A 16390-nucleotide genomic window follows, 5' to 3' on the forward strand; every position below is an offset into this window, starting at 1 on the left:
AAATTATAAAATAAATTAGTTTTTTAACTAGCGAGTCTTTTCTGAATGTAAGAGGTGTTTTAGACCCGTCTCCAGGATTAATTAGAAAAATTACGTTATAGAATTCCGGAGTAATTCAAAATAAGATCTGAAATCAATTCGGCTTGAGATCATAAAATTCGCAATCCGGGATCTACTTTTCTTCGCCGTATTTATCATATTCAGGGTACAGAAAGTCGTTGTAAGGAAAGCGGGTGACGTGTATTTTTCTCACAGCTTCATAAACCTTCTTTCTAAAATCTTCCATATTCTCGTTGTTTAAAGCCGAAATAAACAATACATTGTCGCCCAATTTGTTCATCCAGGTCTGCTTCCATTCTTTAAGCGTGTAATGCGCCTTGGTTCTTTCGGTCATTAAATCATCTTCCTCAATTTCTTCAGCTTCATATTGGTCAATTTTATTAAAAACCATAATGGTTGGCTTATCTCCACTTTTTATCTCACTCATGATCTGATTTACAGATTCTATATGATCTTCAAAATTTGGATGAGAGATATCGACCACGTGCAACAATAAATCTGACTCCCTAACTTCGTCTAAAGTAGATTTAAACGATTCTACCAGCTGGGTAGGCAACTTTCTTATAAAACCAACGGTATCTGTTAATAAAAAGGGAAGGTTGCGAATTACTACTTTTCTAACCGTGGTATCCAGCGTTGCAAACAATTTATTTTCAGCAAAAACCTCGCTTTTGCTTATGGTGTTCATTAAAGTAGATTTCCCAACGTTGGTGTAACCAACCAGGGCAACCCGCACCAATTGTCCGCGGTTTCCTCGTTGCACTTCCATTTGTTTATCTATGGTTGCCAGTTTTTTCTTTAACAAAGCAATTTTATCCCGAACAATCCTACGGTCGGTTTCAATCTCTGTTTCTCCGGGACCGCGCATCCCAATACCTCCACGTTGACGTTCCAGGTGAGTCCACATTCCGGCAAGCCTGGGTAAAAGGTATTCGTATTGGGCTAATTCTACCTGTGTTCTCGCGTAACTGGTTTGTGCCCTTTGGGCAAAAATATCGAGGATTAAGGTTGTTCTATCAAGAACCTTACATTTAAGGATTTTTTCGATATTTTTTTGTTGACCGGGCGAAAGTTCGTCATCAAAAATAGCGGTACCAATCTCGTTTTCGATAACGAATTCTTTAACCTGGTCCATTTTTCCGCTGCCTATAAATGTCTTAGGATTGGGTTTGTCCATATTCTGGCTAAAGCGTTTTACCACTTCACCTCCCGCGGTATAAGTGAGAAACTCTAACTCGTCCAGGTATTCTTTTAATTTATCCTGTCCCTGTTCTTTGGTGATGATACCAATTAATACAGATTTTTCGTGACTTAGGTCGGTTTTTTCAATCATAGATACAAAGTTACACAATAGATTGCTATTGTGATTTTTGTGGAAATTATTTCAACATTTATTTAACTAAAAATGCTTTAATTTATTATAAAATAAAAGCCAGCTCCGTTTAAATAGGAAGCTGGCTTTGAAAATATAAGTAAGATTTAAGCCTTAAAATGCATAATTAAAGCCGAGTCCAAAAACTTCCCGTATTTGAAAGCCCTGCACTGCATTATCGTCATAAATAGCCTGGATTACCAAATTAGTAGAAAGGTACTCATTAATCTTCATCTTTAGATTCATCGTATAATCAATGTCAACGTTTTTAGCATCTTCCAGGTAGTTGGAATAAAGATTAAGCATATTCTCCATAGTCACGTTTTTAATGACTTCAAATTTAGCATAACCAGATACAGATGCACCCAACTCAAAGCGCATGGCTTTCCCTGCGTCGAGTCCAAAATAATCCCCATCTTCATAATTGGGGCCAGAAGTAAAGTCTTTATCAACAAAGACCATTCTCCCAGTCGCGGGCGCTATATTTACGTAGAAATTCTCATTCTTTTTCCAAAGCATACCGGGTCCAAATTGTAAATAACCGGGAGAAAGGAAATGTGTATATTCTCTTCTAGTGGTTTTTCCAGTTTCTTCATTTTCACCAAATTTATAACCTTTAGTAATTTGGGTCCTAAAATTTAAAAATAAGGAGTAATACCAATTGGATTCCTCAATTTGCTTACCTGCGATAGAGTTAAACTCCAGGCGGTCACTGGTTTTTCTTTTAAAATCATCACCTTTTTGCTTGGTAAGACCGTAGTCTAACATAAGTTTATTGTCCCAGGTAAAATCGTCTTTTAAATAATTGAAATTATAATTTACCAGGATGTTTCCGGCAAGATTCGAAGTCCCGCCTCCGGTCCATTCTGCGTTAAAAGCAGATTGGTTAAAAAGTAGCGAAATATCGCCTTCCCTGCTCCAACCTTGTTTTTGCTCTTCGTCTTCTTCCTGAGCCGATAGACTCATTATTCCGCCAAATAAGGCGAATGCAAGTAAGAATTTCTTCATTTTATTTTCTGGGTTTTTTATAGAGTGGTACAGAGGAGCAAGCCTCTCCATACATTAAAGTTTTTACTACGGGTTGTAATTTTTCAATTAATAATAGATATGCATTGGTGGGTACAGGTTTATTAGCGCAACCTTTTACGATTACCGGTTTATCCTTTAAATCATCTATATTTAGATTTTGAAGTACCTCGGTGTAGATAACGGTTTCCAGGGTTTCCAGGTCGCCAGCGACTACCTTTTTTGCATAAGGCTGTAAATATGTGGTGATTAACATATAAGCCCAGGCAGGAATAATTGCGTCACTAGAACAGGTTAAAGCGACAAATTTGTCTTTATAATTAGCCCAGTTATGAGCTTTTGCCTCTTTTCTAAACTCTTTTTCACGCAATACAAATCCTTCCAGTAACCAATCTTTAACATCAAATACTACACGTTCTCCCGCAGGATAGTGATCCTCCAGGTTAAACGTGATTAATTTACTGTTGGCTACCCGGTTTACAATTTCTTCGGCCATATTTGAAGTTAAAAGTTAGGGGTTAAAAGTTATTAGTTTATACAATTTTTGAAGCAAATGTTTTAATTTCCCCTTGGGGATTAGGAGCTTTTATTTTTACAATAGCCCCAGTTCCAATCTTGCTTCCTCGCTAATAAGATCCTGGCTCCACGGTGGATCGAAAGTGATTTCAACTTCGGCGTCTTTTACCATATCTATAGAAGCTACTTTTTCTTTTACTTCCTGGGGTAAACTCTCAGCAACCGGGCAGTTTGGGGTAGTAAGGGTCATTAAAATTTTCACTTCCCTGTCTGTATTTACCATGACATCATAAATAAGCCCCAGTTCGTATATATCTACAGGGATTTCGGGGTCATAAATGGTTTTTATAACCTTAACGATTTTTTCTCCCAGTTCTTGTGTATCTATTTCTTGTTCCATGTTAATCGAGTTGTGTTTGGTATGCCACAGCATACATTTTAAGTTGTTTAATCATACTAACCAAACCATTTGCCCTTGTTGGGGATAAATGTTCCTTCAGTCCTATTTCGTCAATAAATTTGGTATCGGCTTCAATAATTTCAGAGGGATGATGATTGGAAAATGCCCTTATTAGAATGGCAACTATGCCTTTGGTGATTATCGCATCACTATCTGCCGTGAAGACTAATTTCTCATCTTCTAATTCGGCGTGAACCCAAACTCTACTTTGGCATCCTTTAATTAAGTTTTCTTCTATTTTGTATTGCTCGTCGATAAGGGGAAGTGCTTTTCCCAATTCTATCATATATTCATAGCGCTGCATCCAATCTTCAAACATCGCAAATTCATCTACTATCTCTTCCTGTATTTCCTGTATGGTCTTACTCACTTTGTTCTTGTTTTTCGAGGTTTAAAAGTTGCTCGTTATTTTGCGACAAAAATATTAAATCTTTATCGCTAATGCGAAGGTTTCTAACTTTAGGAAGTATTTTATTGAAGGTATCTTCATACTCCATTTCTCCTTCACAGTACATTTTTGTTCCCAGCGGCGGATTAAACTTTATGATTGAATCCTGAATTTTATAGCTTGCCACAAAATTATTACAACCGGTTTTCCCAGCCAATTGCTGTTTTTTACCGTTGAAATTAAGTATAAAGCCTTCAGAAGAAATATTTTCTCCATCTAACGCAATTAGATTATAATCTCCCTGTAAATTATTGAGATCTGCAGGATCTTCTGAAACCTTTTCTTCGGAATTTCCGCAGGAAAATATCACAAGTGTAATACATAGGATTAAGATTTTCTTCATAACAGTAATTTATGAAAGCATCATTTTTGCTTTCTTCAACGCTTCAATAAAACGGTCTATTTCTTCTTTGGTATTATAGAACGAAAAAGATGCCCGAACCGTACCCGGAATTTTATAAAAATCCATTATGGGTTGCGCACAATGATGCCCGGTTCTAACCGCTATGCCCATCTTATCTACAAGTGTTCCGATATCGTAGGGGTGAAGCCCTTCAATATTAAAAGAAATTACCGCTGTTTTTTCGCGGGATGTGCCGTAGAACTGCATACCTTCAATCTCCTGAAGTTTTAATGTTGCATAGTTCAGCAATTCTTCTTCGTAGCGCGCAATAGGCTCAAAACCTATGGCATTCATATAATCTAAGGCTGCGCCAAATGCGATACCACCACAAATATTTGGCGTTCCCGCTTCAAATTTATGCGGAAGATCGGCATAAGTGGTTTTATCGAAACTTACCGTTGCAATCATTTCGCCACCACCCTGGTAAGGAGGCATTTTATTAAGCCATTCTTCTTTTCCATATAAAATACCAACCCCTGTTGGTCCACACATTTTATGGGCAGAAACCACGTAAAAATCTGCATCTAATGCCTGTACATCGGCTTTAATATGCGGTGCTGCCTGGGCGCCGTCAATCAAAACCGCTGCGTTGTATTCGTGGGCTTTATCAATTATCTTCTTAATAGGATTGATAGTGCCCAAAGCGTTGGAAACGTGATTCACGAAAACCATTTTAGTTTTTTCTGAAAGTAAGGCCTCAAATTCCTCATAAACAAGTTCACCTTCCTGGTTCATGGGAATCACTTTTAGAACGGCCCCGGTTTTCTCACAAAGTATTTGCCAGGGAACAATATTGGAATGGTGTTCCATCGCCGAAACCAGAATTTCATCACCTTTTTTTAGAATAGAGGCGAATCCATTGGCAACGAGATTTATCCCATGGGTGGTGCCGGCAGTGAATATAATTTCATGTAATTTTTCAGCGTTAAAATGTTGTTGAATGGTTTTTCGGGCAGCCTCATATTTATCGGTCGCTTCTTGTGAGAGACTGTGCACGCCCCGGTGAATGTTTGCATTGTAGTTAGAATAATAATCTACAATAGCATCCATCACCTGCTTAGGGGTTTGCGAAGTAGCCGCATTGTCCAGGTAAACCAGTGGATAACCATTCACTTCCCTGTTTAGCACAGGAAAATCCTTTCTTATCTTTTCCAGGTTTAAAGCTATATTATTGGTAGCAATACTCATTTTCTTAAATTTAGTTTGAGGGTTTCTTTTATGCTACGCTCTAATTGATATTAATCCCGACTCGCACCAGGCTCACCGGGATCAATTCACTTAGACGGGTCTGCGACTTTTCTTGAGTAATCTTGGCTCAAATCAAATAATCAGGTTATTTAATTTTAAGACCGTAGCCCGAATTTATAGGTGAAACCCTAATTCGATACCTAATTTTTTAGCGATAAGTTTATTAATTCGCTTTTTGATCTCTGGAATTTTTACACTTTCCAGTACATTATTGGCAAAAGCATACATCAACAGACCTCTGGCTTCTTTCTTCGGAATCCCGCGGGACTCTAGATAAAATAAAGCTTCTTCGTCTAATTGGCCAATGGTACAGCCGTGACTACATTTTACATCGTCTGCAAAAATTTCCAGCTGAGGTTTGGAGTTAATCGTAGCTCTGTCGCTTAATAAAACATTATTGTTAGATTGATAAGCATTAATCTTTTGCGCTATCTTATCTACATAAACCTTTCCATTAAAAACACCCACCGATTTATCATCAAAAATACCTTTGTAATCCTGATGTGATTCACAGTTAGGCTGGGTATGGTGTACCAAAGTATTGTGATCTACATGTTGTTTTCCTTCAATAAGGGTGATTCCTTTCATCGTAGAATCTATACGTTCTCCTTTTTGATAGAAGTTAAGGTTGTTACGCGTTAATTTTCCGCCCAGGGAAAAAGTATGCACAGAGCAAAAACTTTCAGACTGCTGCTCTATAAACGTATTATCTATTAGAGAAGCTGAAAGATTATCATTTTGAATTTTGTAGTAGTCAACAATCGCGCGTTTATCTGCAAATACCTCGGTGACACTGTTGGTCAACACCGGTTGTTCGGTTAAGCTTTGGTGACGCTCAATAATTTGACAATGTGAATTTTCATCTACCACGATTAAATTACGTGGTTGAACAAATAGTGAAGATTCATTGCCGGTAGAGAAATTTATGATCTGGATGGGCTTATCGGCCATCGTGTTTTTGTGAATGTGTATAAATGCCCCTTCTTTAGTAAAAGCGGTGTTTAGGGAATTTAAGCCATTTTTGGGCGCTATTTTGTTAAAATAGTTGTCAATTACCGGTTTGTATTGATCTTTATTTATGGCCGAAGACATTAGACAAGCGTCAATCTTATCATGGGTGGTGCTGGATAAATGGGAGGAATATACCCCATCTATAAACACCAAATCATAAGTATCTATCTCGTGAATAAGATACTTTTGAATATCCCGGTATTCCAAAGAATTCTCTCCTTTAGGAAAGATATTATAGTCTTCCTTTAATACGCTTTTAAGTGAAGTATATTTGTAAGCTTCTTCCTTTTTACCCGGAAAACCTATAGTTTCAAAATCCTTTATGGCCTGGCTTCTTATATTTCTAAGATCATCGTTACTTCCTGTATATTCTTCTTCAAAAGCCAGGAAAGATGATACTAATTTTTCTTTAAAATCCATTTTCAATTCTTTTGTGCTTTCCAATATATACTATTGGTGCAGTTTTATAATATTGCCAATTTCAATTATTTCAGTCTTACAAGTTTCCTGTTTTCAAATAAACCTGAGACTTTTACTGAAATCTTTCTGAATTAAACCGCTTTTTCGGTTTTAATCCATTCGTAACCTCTTTCGTCTAACTCTTTGGCAAGATCTTTTCCACCAGATTTTACAATCTTACCATCTACCATTACGTGCACAAAATCTGGCACGATATAATTTAGCAATCTTTGGTAGTGGGTAATAAGTAATACAGATTTGTCTTTAGATTTAAGACTATTTACACCATCGGCCACAGTTTTAAGAGCATCAATATCCAAACCAGAATCTGTTTCGTCCAGTATGGAAAGTTTTGGGTCTAACATAGCCATTTGAAAAATCTCATTTCTTTTCTTTTCTCCTCCCGAAAAACCTTCGTTTAAAGATCTGGACAAAAATTTACGATCTATGCCCAGCATTTCAGATTTCTCACGAATTTTCTTCAGCATTTCATTGGCAGGCATATTTTCCTGTCCATTGGCATTTCTGTGCGCGTTGATAGCTGTTCTTATAAAGTTGGTTACTGAAACCCCTGGAATCTCTACCGGATATTGAAAGGAAAGAAAGATACCTCTATGCGCTCTTTCATCTGGATCCATTTCTGAAATTTCTGTATCTTCAAAAATGATTTCTCCCTGGGTTTGATCAAACTCCTCTCTCCCGGCAATAATTGAAGAAAGAGTACTTTTTCCAGAACCGTTTGGTCCCATAATGGCGTGAACTTCCCCTGCGTTGATCTCTAAATCAATACCTTTAAGGATTTCTTTATCTTCTATACTTGCGTGTAAATTCTTTATTTTTAGCATAAATTCTCGGTATGCATCCCGAAAAACGGGATTAGTTTATTTATTATCTTTTTTTTCTGAAACATTTTCAGTTTCCAATATTTCTAATATCTCGCGTATTTCTATATTTTCACTCCAGCTATCCCTGTGATCACTGGGAACAATTTTTCCTTTAACCTTAACTGAAACCATATCAAAATCTTCTTTTTTGTAAGGTACAATTTTTTCTGCCAAAACTTTAGACATTGAATCTACGGTTACCCCATATACAAAATCACTTCCTCTAAGTACTGCTGCATCCCCGGCATAAATAAACTTCCCGGTGAGCACTTGAATACTATCGGGTACTTTTTCAGTTTCAGGCTGGTTCATTAGTTCCTCGCGACCTTCATCCTGGCAGGAGAAAGCTGTTATAGCGAGCGTTAATATGAACAAAATCTTCTTCATTATTTCAGGCTTTAATTCCTGTTTTATCCTACAGAACCTTCCAAAGAAATCTCCAATAGTTTTTGGGCTTCTACCGCAAACTCCATTGGTAATTTGTTTAATACCTCTTTACTAAATCCATTTACTATAAGTGCAATGGCTTTTTCGGTATCAATTCCTCTTTGGTTACAATAGAAAATTTGGTCTTCTCCAATTTTACTCGTTGTGGCTTCGTGTTCTACCTGTCCCGTTTTGTTTTTTACTTCAATATAAGGGAAGGTATGCGCGCCACATTTGTTACCCATTAACAGGGAGTCACATTCTGAGAAGTTACGAGCGTTCTTTGCCCGGCTGTTTATCTGTACCAATCCGCGGTAAGAGTTCTGCGACTCACCGGCAGAAATACCTTTAGAGATAATTGTACTTTTTGTGTTTTTGCCAAGGTGGATCATTTTAGTACCGGTATCGGCCTGCTGGAAATTATTGGTTACTGCGATAGAGTAAAATTCTCCAATAGAATTATCCCCTTTTAACACACAGGATGGATATTTCCATGTTACTGCAGAACCGGTTTCCACTTGGGTCCAGGAAATTTTTGCATTTTTTTCGCAAAGTCCGCGTTTGGTTACAAAGTTAAATACGCCGCCTTTTCCATCTTTAGATCCCGGGAACCAGTTTTGAACGGTACTGTATTTAATTTCGGCATCATCCAAAGCAATCAATTCTACCACCGCAGCGTGTAGTTGATTCTCGTCCCGCATTGGCGCGGTGCATCCTTCCAGGTAGCTTACGTAACTTTCGGGTTCTGCGATTACAAGGGTACGCTCAAATTGTCCTGTTCCAGCCTGATTAATTCTAAAATAGGTAGATAGTTCCATTGGGCAACGCACGCCTTTTGGGATATAACAGAAAGAACCATCGCTAAATACGGCCGAGTTTAACGCGGCATAGAAGTTATCTGTTTTTGGAACTACGGTTCCCAAATATTTCTTTACCAACTCGGGATGCTCTCTTATCGCTTCTGATATAGAGCAGAATATAATTCCTTTCTCGGCGAGGTTCTTTTTAAAAGTTGTTGTAACAGATACAGAGTCCATTACCACATCTACTGCTACGCCAGCCAGTTTTTTCTGTTCATCTACAGAAATACCCAGTTTTTTAAAAGTATCCAAAAGCTCTGGATCTACTTCATCTAAACTATCGTATTTTGGTTTCTTATTAGGCGCAGAATAGTAGGAAATATCCTGAAAATCTGGTTTCGGATAATTCACATTAGGCCAATCTGGCTCCTCCAGGGTTTGCCAGTGGCGAAACGCCTCCAGGCGCCACTCTGTCATCCACTCGGGCTCCTCTTTCTTTTTAGAAATCGCCCTCACAATATCTTCATCTAAGCCCACAGGAAAGGTGTCTGACTCAATATCGGTGTAAAACCCATACTCATACTCCTTAGTCTCGAGCTCTTTTTTTAAATCATCTTCAGTATATGCCATCTCTTATTAGTTCAAAGTTTAAAGTTTCGGGTTCAAGGTTCATTCCTGAATTTTGTTCCCTTCATATCACATTTTTGCAAATAGTTCATTAAAGAACTTATTTGCTTACTAAGCGCTATTATTTTTTTTCGATAAATATTAATTTCATCCTGATTTATATAATCGCGATCAAAAGCTCTGTAAAGCTGTGATCTTGTTTCGCCACAAGATGCTTTGGCTATAGACAAAAATTGATTAAATTCTTTATTGCCATTTCTCTCAAAACCCTCGGCTATATTGTCCATAATTGAACCGGAGGATCCATTTAATTGGTCGTACAGTCTAAAATCAGATTTAAGGTTGGATTTTTCTTTTATCTGATAAACAATTTGACAAATCTCCCTGGCACCTTGCCAAATTTCTAAATCCTCAAATTGTTTAATTGTTCCCATAACCTTAAACTTTGAACTTTAAACCTTGAACCAATTTATAAAGAGAAACTCTCTCCACAGCCGCAGGTTCTTTCTGCATTGGGGTTGTTGAAAACAAATCCTTTTCCATTGAGACCTCCCGAATATTCTAAAATAGTGCCCGCGAGGTACAAAACGCTGCGCTTGTTCACTACAATTTTAACTTCATTATCTTCAAAAAGTTTGTCATCGTTGGTTTGGGCTTTATCAAAATTTAATTCATAAGATAAACCAGAACATCCTCCGCTTTTAACGCCTACCCGAACGAAGTCCTGAGTATTGTCAAAACCTCCTTCCAGCATTAAAGCGGCAATCTTTTTCTTAGCGTCTTCGCTTACTTTTATCATAGCTTAAAAAGATTAATTCTAAATTAGGCACAAATATACTATAAAACAAGCGTATTACCATAAAGCATTTATATGTTTTAAGAATAGTTTGATAGGTCTTATCAATTCTGAAATCAATCGAAATTATTTTCTTATTTAACTGAAAATAAGCTGGTTTCTATAAGAAATTAAACGGAAGTGATAATTTCTCCTGGCCGAAGATTATGTTTTGTGGAAGGTTTCTGAAGAAACGGTTTAGGAGATTTTAAAAATAATTGAATTTGATATTTTTTTCCGAAGAAATGGAACCGGAAAACTAACAAAATAAACAGTGTTATTTCTTGTTTCTTTGTTCTCTAATCTTTAACCAGGCGTTACTGAAAAACTATAAACTTCGCTGAATGGAAAGCAGCTACAATAAATCCTTAAAAAAATATATACTTGAGCTTAATCTAACGGAAGCTTTATGTGGAGAGTTTCAGAATATTCGTTTATTTTGCAGAACTAAATTAGCGAGATATGTTTGAGAATAATCAGGAAATGCGTACAAACCTTTCAGAATTAGGAGAGTTTGGATTGATAGATCATTTAACTAAAGGTTTTACGCCAAAACTGCCTTCTACAATAAAAGGGATTGGGGACGATGCCGCCGTGCTGGATTTTAAAGAAAAACAAACCCTGGTTTCAACCGATCTTTTAGTAGAAGGCGTGCATTTTGATCTGGCTTATATGCCTTTAAAACATTTGGGATATAAAGCTGTAATGGTAAATGTATCTGATATTTATGCGATGAACGCCAGGGCTACCCAGATTACGGTTTCTATCGCTGCTTCAAACAGGTTTCCGGTAGAGGCGCTTGAGGAATTGTATGCCGGGATCGAGCTGGCAGCAAAACTTTATAACGTAGATGTGGTTGGCGGGGATACTACTTCTTCTACTTCTGGCTTAATGATTAGTATTACTGCTTTAGGGGAAGCGGAAAAAGAAGATGTGGTGTATCGTAGCGGGGCAAAACCCAATGATTTGCTGGTGGTAACCGGTGATCTTGGCGCTGCTTATATGGGCTTGCAAATCCTGGAACGAGAAAAAGAGGTATTTAAAGCTAATCCCAATGCGCAGCCAGACCTGGATCCTTATACATATCTTATTGAACGCCAGTTAAAACCTGAAGCTAGAAAAGATATTCCGCCTTTGCTAGAAGAATTGGAAGTAAAACCGACTTCCATGATAGACATTAGCGACGGACTCTCTTCTGAAATAATTCATCTTTGTAAAAACTCTCAGGTAGGTGCAAACTTATTTGAAGAGAAAATTCCTTTAGATCCTGCGGTAATTTCCGTTTGTGAGGAATTTGATTTAGATAGCACCACCATCGCCTTAAGTGGGGGGGAAGATTATGAGTTACTATTTAGTATTTCCCAGGATGATTATGATAAGATAAAAGCAAATCCTAATTTATCAATAATTGGTCACATAACCGAAGAAAAAGAAGGCATGCATTTAATCACCCGTGCCAGCCAAAAATTACCACTTATCGCAAAAGGTTGGAATTCTATGGAAGGTAAAGAGTAAAGTTTCCTTTTTCCTAAAATTAAATTTGAAGATTTTGCGCTTAAGAGGCGTGCTTAAGGTGTTTACGCTTTCTTTTTTGATGAATTTGTGCAATATACTCGTTGGTTTCTTTAAACTTAGGAGTTAAACGAGCTAGAAGGCCATTGGCGGTATCGGTCATTTCCATGCCGCACTTTCTGCAAGTATATTCGTGTACATGATCTGTCACATTTTTTGATACCACTAACTTGTGTCCAAAAATGCTGCAAAAAACTTTGGCGAACGAAAATGTTTTGGGGTTTCTTTCCTTCATAAAAGTTTGATTTTATTTTAATTGTGTCTATAAAATATTCTAAAAAGCTAACTTTTAATTAAACGTTTATATTAATCGATAAATTGCAAAATTTCCAGCAGTTCCTTTTTGTTTTCTAAAAAAGATAAATGCCCGTCTGGGAGACTTTTAAACTCACTTCCACAACGTTTTGAAATCAGTTTTATTGTATTGTAATCTACAATGGGATCATTAATCCCCGCCACAATAATTTTTTGATGTTCAAAGTTAGCAAAAAGTTCGAGATGGTCTTTGCGAACTTTCATACCTTTTATTGCTGCATAAATCCCGGTCTTAGGAATGTTGAGCGCGCGCAGCTTTATCACTTCCAGTTGAGGTTTAAAGCGCTTATAATTTTCGCGGGTCATTAAATTGGCAATGGCCATCTTAACAAAAGCATTTTTATTTCGTAAAACAAAATTTGCAGCCCTATCCCGGTTTATTTTGCGTTTGTCATCGTCTGCAAAAGGAGTGGAGTTTACTAGCACCAATGCATTTAATAGCATAGGGAATTTATAACACAATTCCAAACCCACATAACCACCCATGGAATGTCCCGCCAGTGCCACTTTTTTAATGTTTAACTCGTCTAAAACGGTTTTTACAGCTTCTGCCATTTCCCCCATGCTGTGAATACTTCCAAAACTACCCGAGTCTCCATGACCCGGCAAATCAATACAAACGACCTGGCGTTTTAAAGAAAGTTCTTCAGCAAAATCTGTCCAAATTTCTTTGCTTTCCAGGAAGCCGTGAAGGAGCACAAGCGGATTTCCGGTTCCTTTAACGGTATAGTGAATAGCGGCCTTTTTGTAGGTTGTTTTTCTCAATTTTAAATATATAAAAAGCCACGAATCTAAAGGAAATCCGTGGCTCTGATTCTAATAATTTGTTGAATTCGCAATTCTAAAAGTTTCACTTCGAAGACGCTAGTACAGTAGCAGTCTTTCTTTTATGAGTCGAATTAACCAATCACAACAAATTGCTGCGCTGCTAATGCCACTCGCAAAAACTTTCAGGTTTAACGAATTAAGAATTCATGATCTCTTCAATTTCTTCAACTTCAATTGGGATGTTGCCCATTAAATTGAATGGTTCGCCTTCTTTTTGGATCACCACGTCATCTTCCAGACGAATTCCAAAACCTTCATCTGGTAAATAAATACCGGGTTCTACGGTAAAAACCTGATTTGGTTTCATGGGTTCTGTTAGAATACCATAATCATGCGTATCTAAACCTATGTTATGCGCGGTACCGTGCATAAAGTATTTTTTATAAGCCGGCCATTTTGGGTTTTCATTTTGTACATCGGCTTTATCTAAAAGCCCAAGATCCAGTAATTCGGAAGTCATTAGTTTTCCAACTTCTTTATGGTATTCGGCCCAAATTGTTCCAGGTACCAACCATTTGGTAGCTTCTTTTTTCACCTTGTTTACCGTATTGTAAATTTGCTTCTGCCGCTGGCTAAATTTTCCTGAAACCGGGATGGTGCGCGTCATATCGCTGGAATAGTTGGCATATTCTGCTCCGGTGTCCAATAAAATTAAGTCCCCGGCTTTACATTCCTGGTTATTTTCGGTGTAATGTAAAACATTAGCATTGTTTCCGCTGGCAATTATTGGGGTGTAAGCAAATCCCCGGCTGCGGTTTCTAATCATTTCGTGCCAGTATTCAGCTTCAATTTCATGTTCCCAAACTCCGGGTTTAGTGAATTTTAAAGCTCTACGGAAAGCTTTTTCGGTAATGTTGCAAGCCTTTTGCATTAAATCTAATTCAATAGGATCTTTTACCGAACGTAAGCGTTGTAAGATAGGATTACTTTTTGCTACCCGGTGCGCAGGATATTTCTCTTTACACCATTTTATAAACCTATCGTCCCGGGTTTCGGTTTGTACGCTGGCCCTGTAGTGCTCGTTGGTATTAAAATATACGGTTTCGCACTGGGACATCAATTCAAAAAAAACTTTTTCGAAATCCTGAAGCCAGTAAACTGTTTCTATTCCGCTTACTTCCAGTGCTTTTTCTTTGGTTAGTTTTGCTCCTTCCCAAACGGCAATATGCGGGTTGGTCTCGGTGAGAAAAAGAATCTCGCGATGTTCTGGTTTTGGCGCGTCTGGAAATAATACTAAAATAGCCTCTTCCTGATCTACCCCACTAAGATAAAATAGATCGCGGTTTTGTTGAAACGGCAAAGTGCTATCGGCGCCAATGGGATAAATGTCATTAGCATTAAAAACAGCAAGGCTGCTGGATTTCATGCCCGCCATAAAACTTTTGCGGTTTTTTATAAAAAGTTTGCTGTCAATCTGTTCGTATCTCATAAATAGCTATTTTTATACCTTACTGGTTCTAAAAACCATTAAGGCTTTAAATTTTGAATTCGAATTGCAAAGTTATTAATATTCTGGGGAGTTGAAGGTTCAAATGGTCCAATCTAAATAATTGTTTCTTTTATAGTCTAAAGGTTGTATCGAGGGTTATGTCGCATGGAAGTTATGTCAATTTAACTTTGTAAAATCGCATGTAAAAGGCGAAGTCCCTTTTTTTGTTCTGTAATGCTGCGATTGGTTTGCTTGGAAATTAGAAATAAGAAAATAGCACGACCTTGAAGGTTCTATGGTTAAATTGGTATTAAACTACAGCTCCTATGTGCTAAAGCTTGCTTACTCATATAAATTCAACTTATTTTTAAGCGCTACATTTTGGTTTTGTAGCTTCTTTACCTGGCTCAATAAATTCTGAATAGCTTCGAGACCTTCCAGGTTAATATCGAGTTCATAATGTAGCCTTCTTAGTTTTTCAAATTCAGAAATCTCGTCACAATGTACATAGGTTATTTTTTGGACGGTTACTGTATGTAAAAGTCCGCTCTCAGTTAATGCATGAACAAAATTGCGTTCCACTTTGTAGCGGGTGCAAATCTCATCGGTTGGTATTAAATCTTCTAAATTCATGAGCGTAATTTTTGAAGTTCTTTAATTAATTCTTTCTCCCTGTTACTTAGTTTAGTGGGCATTTTGATGTTGTAGGTGATAATTAAATCCCCAAATTCGCCTTTCTTTTTGTATTTAGGGAAGCCTTTACCTTTAAGCCTTACTTTATTGCCGGGTTGGGTTTCGGGTTTAACATTTAACTTTACCGAGCCATCAAAGGTTTTGGTAGTAATTTCTCCACCTAGCAGCGCTGTGTAAAGATCTAACTCCACGTTTTGATATAAATTTTCTTTTTCTCGTTTAAAGCTGGTATCATTAAGGATGTTGAATGTAATATAAAGGTCGCCTTTTGGTCCACCTTGAACGCCTGGGCCGCCGTGTCCCTTAATTTTTATGGTTTGTCCATTTTCTACTCCCGCTGGGATGGTTAACCTAATATTTTTGCCATTTACGGTAATAGTTTGTTTGTGACTGGTGTAAACATCACTAAGCCTAAGCTGAAGTTCTGCATTAAAATCCTGGCCTTTAAAATGACCTCCTCTTCCAGCACCTTGCGATCTTGCGCGGCTACCAAACATATCTCCAAAAAAGTCTGAAAAAGTGTCTTCATCAAAATTGCCAGAATAGGAATAGTCTCCCTGGTTGCCGCCAAAACCTGCATTTTGGTTAAATCCGCCGCCGGCATAATTTCCGCTACTTTGCTGTTGTTTTTTAGCTTCTTCATAAGCATCGGCGTGTTGCCAGTCTTTTCCGTATTGATCGTATTTTTTTCGTTTTTCAGGATCGCTCAATACCTCGTGCGCTTCATTTATTTGTTGAAATTTATGCTGGGCTTCTTTATTGTTGGGATTTAAATCTGGATGATATTTTCGGGCTAACTTGCGATAGGCCTTTTTAATATCGGACTCGCTGGCGCCTTTATCCAAATTAAGCAGCTTATAATAATCTATAAAATCCATAAAATTTGGTTGTTTCGATTGATTAACAAACTATTTTCCTTTCAGGTTAAGTTCTTTTAGGGCGGGACCAGAGCCGGGGATTTAATTGCCCGGAGCTTGC

19 protein-coding genes are annotated in these 16390 nt (G+C 37.6%); 1 reads left to right on the forward strand and 18 read right to left on the reverse strand.

Features of this window, described 5'->3' with window-relative positions:
• Positions 1-172: 172 nt before the first annotated feature.
• From hflX to BUA71_RS05710, 13 genes are all read right to left on the reverse strand, one after another.
• Positions 173-1393, reverse strand: a complete 1221-nt coding sequence (gene hflX / locus BUA71_RS05650; RefSeq protein WP_072877585.1) for a GTPase HflX — start codon at positions 1391-1393, stop codon at positions 173-175.
• A gap of 153 nt (positions 1394-1546) precedes the next feature.
• Positions 1547-2440 (reverse strand): DUF3078 domain-containing protein, encoded by an 894-nt coding sequence (locus BUA71_RS05655; RefSeq protein WP_072877587.1) that lies wholly within the window; start codon positions 2438-2440, stop codon positions 1547-1549.
• A 1-nt stretch (position 2441) separates the two neighbouring features.
• Positions 2442-2954, reverse strand: a complete 513-nt coding sequence (locus tag BUA71_RS05660) for a DUF2480 family protein (protein WP_072877589.1) — start codon at positions 2952-2954, stop codon at positions 2442-2444.
• A 96-nt stretch (positions 2955-3050) separates the two neighbouring features.
• Positions 3051-3374 (reverse strand): iron-sulfur cluster assembly protein, encoded by a 324-nt coding sequence (locus tag BUA71_RS05665; RefSeq protein ID WP_072877591.1) that lies wholly within the window; start codon positions 3372-3374, stop codon positions 3051-3053.
• A gap of 1 nt (position 3375) precedes the next feature.
• Positions 3376-3753 carry a SufE family protein gene (locus BUA71_RS05670; RefSeq protein ID WP_072877761.1) on the reverse strand — a complete coding sequence of 126 codons (378 nt, stop codon included), beginning with the start codon at positions 3751-3753 and terminating at the stop codon, positions 3376-3378.
• A gap of 43 nt (positions 3754-3796) precedes the next feature.
• Positions 3797-4225 (reverse strand): META domain-containing protein, encoded by a 429-nt coding sequence (locus BUA71_RS05675; RefSeq protein WP_072877593.1) that lies wholly within the window; start codon positions 4223-4225, stop codon positions 3797-3799.
• Positions 4226-4234: 9 nt separating this feature from the next.
• Positions 4235-5473, reverse strand: a complete 1239-nt coding sequence (locus BUA71_RS05680; RefSeq protein WP_072877595.1) for an aminotransferase class V-fold PLP-dependent enzyme — start codon at positions 5471-5473, stop codon at positions 4235-4237.
• 174 nt (positions 5474-5647) lie between these two features.
• Positions 5648-6964 carry a Fe-S cluster assembly protein SufD gene (sufD, locus tag BUA71_RS05685; RefSeq protein ID WP_072877597.1) on the reverse strand — a complete coding sequence of 439 codons (1317 nt, stop codon included), beginning with the start codon at positions 6962-6964 and terminating at the stop codon, positions 5648-5650.
• 131 nt (positions 6965-7095) lie between these two features.
• Positions 7096-7848, reverse strand: coding sequence for a Fe-S cluster assembly ATPase SufC (gene sufC, locus BUA71_RS05690; protein WP_072877599.1), 753 nt, complete (start codon positions 7846-7848; stop codon positions 7096-7098).
• Positions 7849-7884: 36 nt separating this feature from the next.
• Positions 7885-8274: a hypothetical protein gene (locus tag BUA71_RS05695; protein ID WP_072877601.1), complete on the reverse strand. Its 390-nt coding sequence runs from the start codon at positions 8272-8274 to the stop codon at positions 7885-7887.
• A gap of 23 nt (positions 8275-8297) precedes the next feature.
• On the reverse strand, positions 8298-9743 hold the full coding sequence (sufB, locus tag BUA71_RS05700) for a Fe-S cluster assembly protein SufB (protein ID WP_072877603.1): 1446 nt from the start codon (positions 9741-9743) through the stop codon (positions 8298-8300).
• 32 nt (positions 9744-9775) lie between these two features.
• Positions 9776-10174, reverse strand: a complete 399-nt coding sequence (locus tag BUA71_RS05705) for a four helix bundle protein (RefSeq protein ID WP_072877605.1) — start codon at positions 10172-10174, stop codon at positions 9776-9778.
• Between the two features lie 35 nt (positions 10175-10209).
• Positions 10210-10539, reverse strand: a complete 330-nt coding sequence (locus BUA71_RS05710) for a HesB/IscA family protein (RefSeq protein ID WP_072877607.1) — start codon at positions 10537-10539, stop codon at positions 10210-10212.
• 498 nt (positions 10540-11037) lie between these two features.
• On the opposite strand from BUA71_RS05710, the gene thiL reads away from it, so the two are divergent.
• Complete coding sequence (gene thiL, locus BUA71_RS05715) at positions 11038-12090, forward strand: thiamine-phosphate kinase (RefSeq protein WP_072877609.1); 1053 nt, start codon at positions 11038-11040, stop codon at positions 12088-12090.
• A 40-nt stretch (positions 12091-12130) separates the two neighbouring features.
• On the opposite strand, the gene BUA71_RS05720 is transcribed toward thiL, so the two are convergent.
• The 5 genes from BUA71_RS05720 to BUA71_RS05740 all read right to left on the reverse strand — a co-directional run bounded on the left by BUA71_RS05720 (position 12131) and on the right by BUA71_RS05740 (position 16290).
• Positions 12131-12382, reverse strand: coding sequence for a hypothetical protein (locus BUA71_RS05720; protein WP_072877611.1), 252 nt, complete (start codon positions 12380-12382; stop codon positions 12131-12133).
• A 71-nt stretch (positions 12383-12453) separates the two neighbouring features.
• Positions 12454-13227, reverse strand: coding sequence for an alpha/beta fold hydrolase (locus BUA71_RS05725; RefSeq protein WP_072877613.1), 774 nt, complete (start codon positions 13225-13227; stop codon positions 12454-12456).
• 199 nt (positions 13228-13426) lie between these two features.
• Positions 13427-14719, reverse strand: coding sequence for an aminopeptidase P family protein (locus tag BUA71_RS05730; protein ID WP_072877615.1), 1293 nt, complete (start codon positions 14717-14719; stop codon positions 13427-13429).
• A 342-nt stretch (positions 14720-15061) separates the two neighbouring features.
• Complete coding sequence (locus BUA71_RS05735) at positions 15062-15352, reverse strand: chaperone modulator CbpM (RefSeq protein WP_072877617.1); 291 nt, start codon at positions 15350-15352, stop codon at positions 15062-15064.
• A complete protein-coding gene (locus tag BUA71_RS05740) occupies positions 15349-16290 on the reverse strand; it encodes a DnaJ C-terminal domain-containing protein (protein ID WP_072877619.1) in 942 nt (313 codons plus the stop codon). The genes BUA71_RS05735 and BUA71_RS05740 overlap by 4 nt, the downstream gene beginning before the upstream one ends.
• Between the last annotated feature and the right edge of the window lie 100 nt (positions 16291-16390).

The organism is Salegentibacter echinorum, from assembly GCF_900129445.1.
GTDB lineage: Bacteria > Bacteroidota > Bacteroidia > Flavobacteriales > Flavobacteriaceae > Salegentibacter > Salegentibacter echinorum.

What these genes read in the sequence shown, in the direction of transcription:
- sufC (WP_072877599.1), bottom strand. Translation starts at nt 7,848, where the DNA reads ATGCTAAAAATAAAGAATTTACACGCAAGTATAGAAGATAAAGAAATC.
- hflX (WP_072877585.1), bottom strand. Translation starts at nt 1,393, where the DNA reads ATGATTGAAAAAACCGACCTAAGTCACGAAAAATCTGTATTAATTGGT.
- BUA71_RS05695 (WP_072877601.1), bottom strand. Translation starts at nt 8,274, where the DNA reads ATGAAGAAGATTTTGTTCATATTAACGCTCGCTATAACAGCTTTCTCC.
- BUA71_RS05730 (WP_072877615.1), bottom strand. Translation starts at nt 14,719, where the DNA reads ATGAGATACGAACAGATTGACAGCAAACTTTTTATAAAAAACCGCAAA.
- BUA71_RS05710 (WP_072877607.1), bottom strand. Translation starts at nt 10,539, where the DNA reads ATGATAAAAGTAAGCGAAGACGCTAAGAAAAAGATTGCCGCTTTAATG.
- BUA71_RS05655 (WP_072877587.1), bottom strand. Translation starts at nt 2,440, where the DNA reads ATGAAGAAATTCTTACTTGCATTCGCCTTATTTGGCGGAATAATGAGT.
- BUA71_RS05670 (WP_072877761.1), bottom strand. Translation starts at nt 3,753, where the DNA reads ATGTTTGAAGATTGGATGCAGCGCTATGAATATATGATAGAATTGGGA.
- BUA71_RS05675 (WP_072877593.1), bottom strand. Translation starts at nt 4,225, where the DNA reads ATGAAGAAAATCTTAATCCTATGTATTACACTTGTGATATTTTCCTGC.
- BUA71_RS05735 (WP_072877617.1), bottom strand. Translation starts at nt 15,352, where the DNA reads ATGAATTTAGAAGATTTAATACCAACCGATGAGATTTGCACCCGCTAC.
- BUA71_RS05660 (WP_072877589.1), bottom strand. Translation starts at nt 2,954, where the DNA reads ATGGCCGAAGAAATTGTAAACCGGGTAGCCAACAGTAAATTAATCACG.
- sufB (WP_072877603.1), bottom strand. Translation starts at nt 9,743, where the DNA reads ATGGCATATACTGAAGATGATTTAAAAAAAGAGCTCGAGACTAAGGAG.
- BUA71_RS05705 (WP_072877605.1), bottom strand. Translation starts at nt 10,174, where the DNA reads ATGGGAACAATTAAACAATTTGAGGATTTAGAAATTTGGCAAGGTGCC.
- BUA71_RS05680 (WP_072877595.1), bottom strand. Translation starts at nt 5,473, where the DNA reads ATGAGTATTGCTACCAATAATATAGCTTTAAACCTGGAAAAGATAAGA.
- sufD (WP_072877597.1), bottom strand. Translation starts at nt 6,964, where the DNA reads ATGGATTTTAAAGAAAAATTAGTATCATCTTTCCTGGCTTTTGAAGAA.
- BUA71_RS05740 (WP_072877619.1), bottom strand. Translation starts at nt 16,290, where the DNA reads ATGGATTTTATAGATTATTATAAGCTGCTTAATTTGGATAAAGGCGCC.
- BUA71_RS05665 (WP_072877591.1), bottom strand. Translation starts at nt 3,374, where the DNA reads ATGGAACAAGAAATAGATACACAAGAACTGGGAGAAAAAATCGTTAAG.
- thiL (WP_072877609.1), top strand. Translation starts at nt 11,038, where the DNA reads ATGTTTGAGAATAATCAGGAAATGCGTACAAACCTTTCAGAATTAGGA.
- BUA71_RS05720 (WP_072877611.1), bottom strand. Translation starts at nt 12,382, where the DNA reads ATGAAGGAAAGAAACCCCAAAACATTTTCGTTCGCCAAAGTTTTTTGC.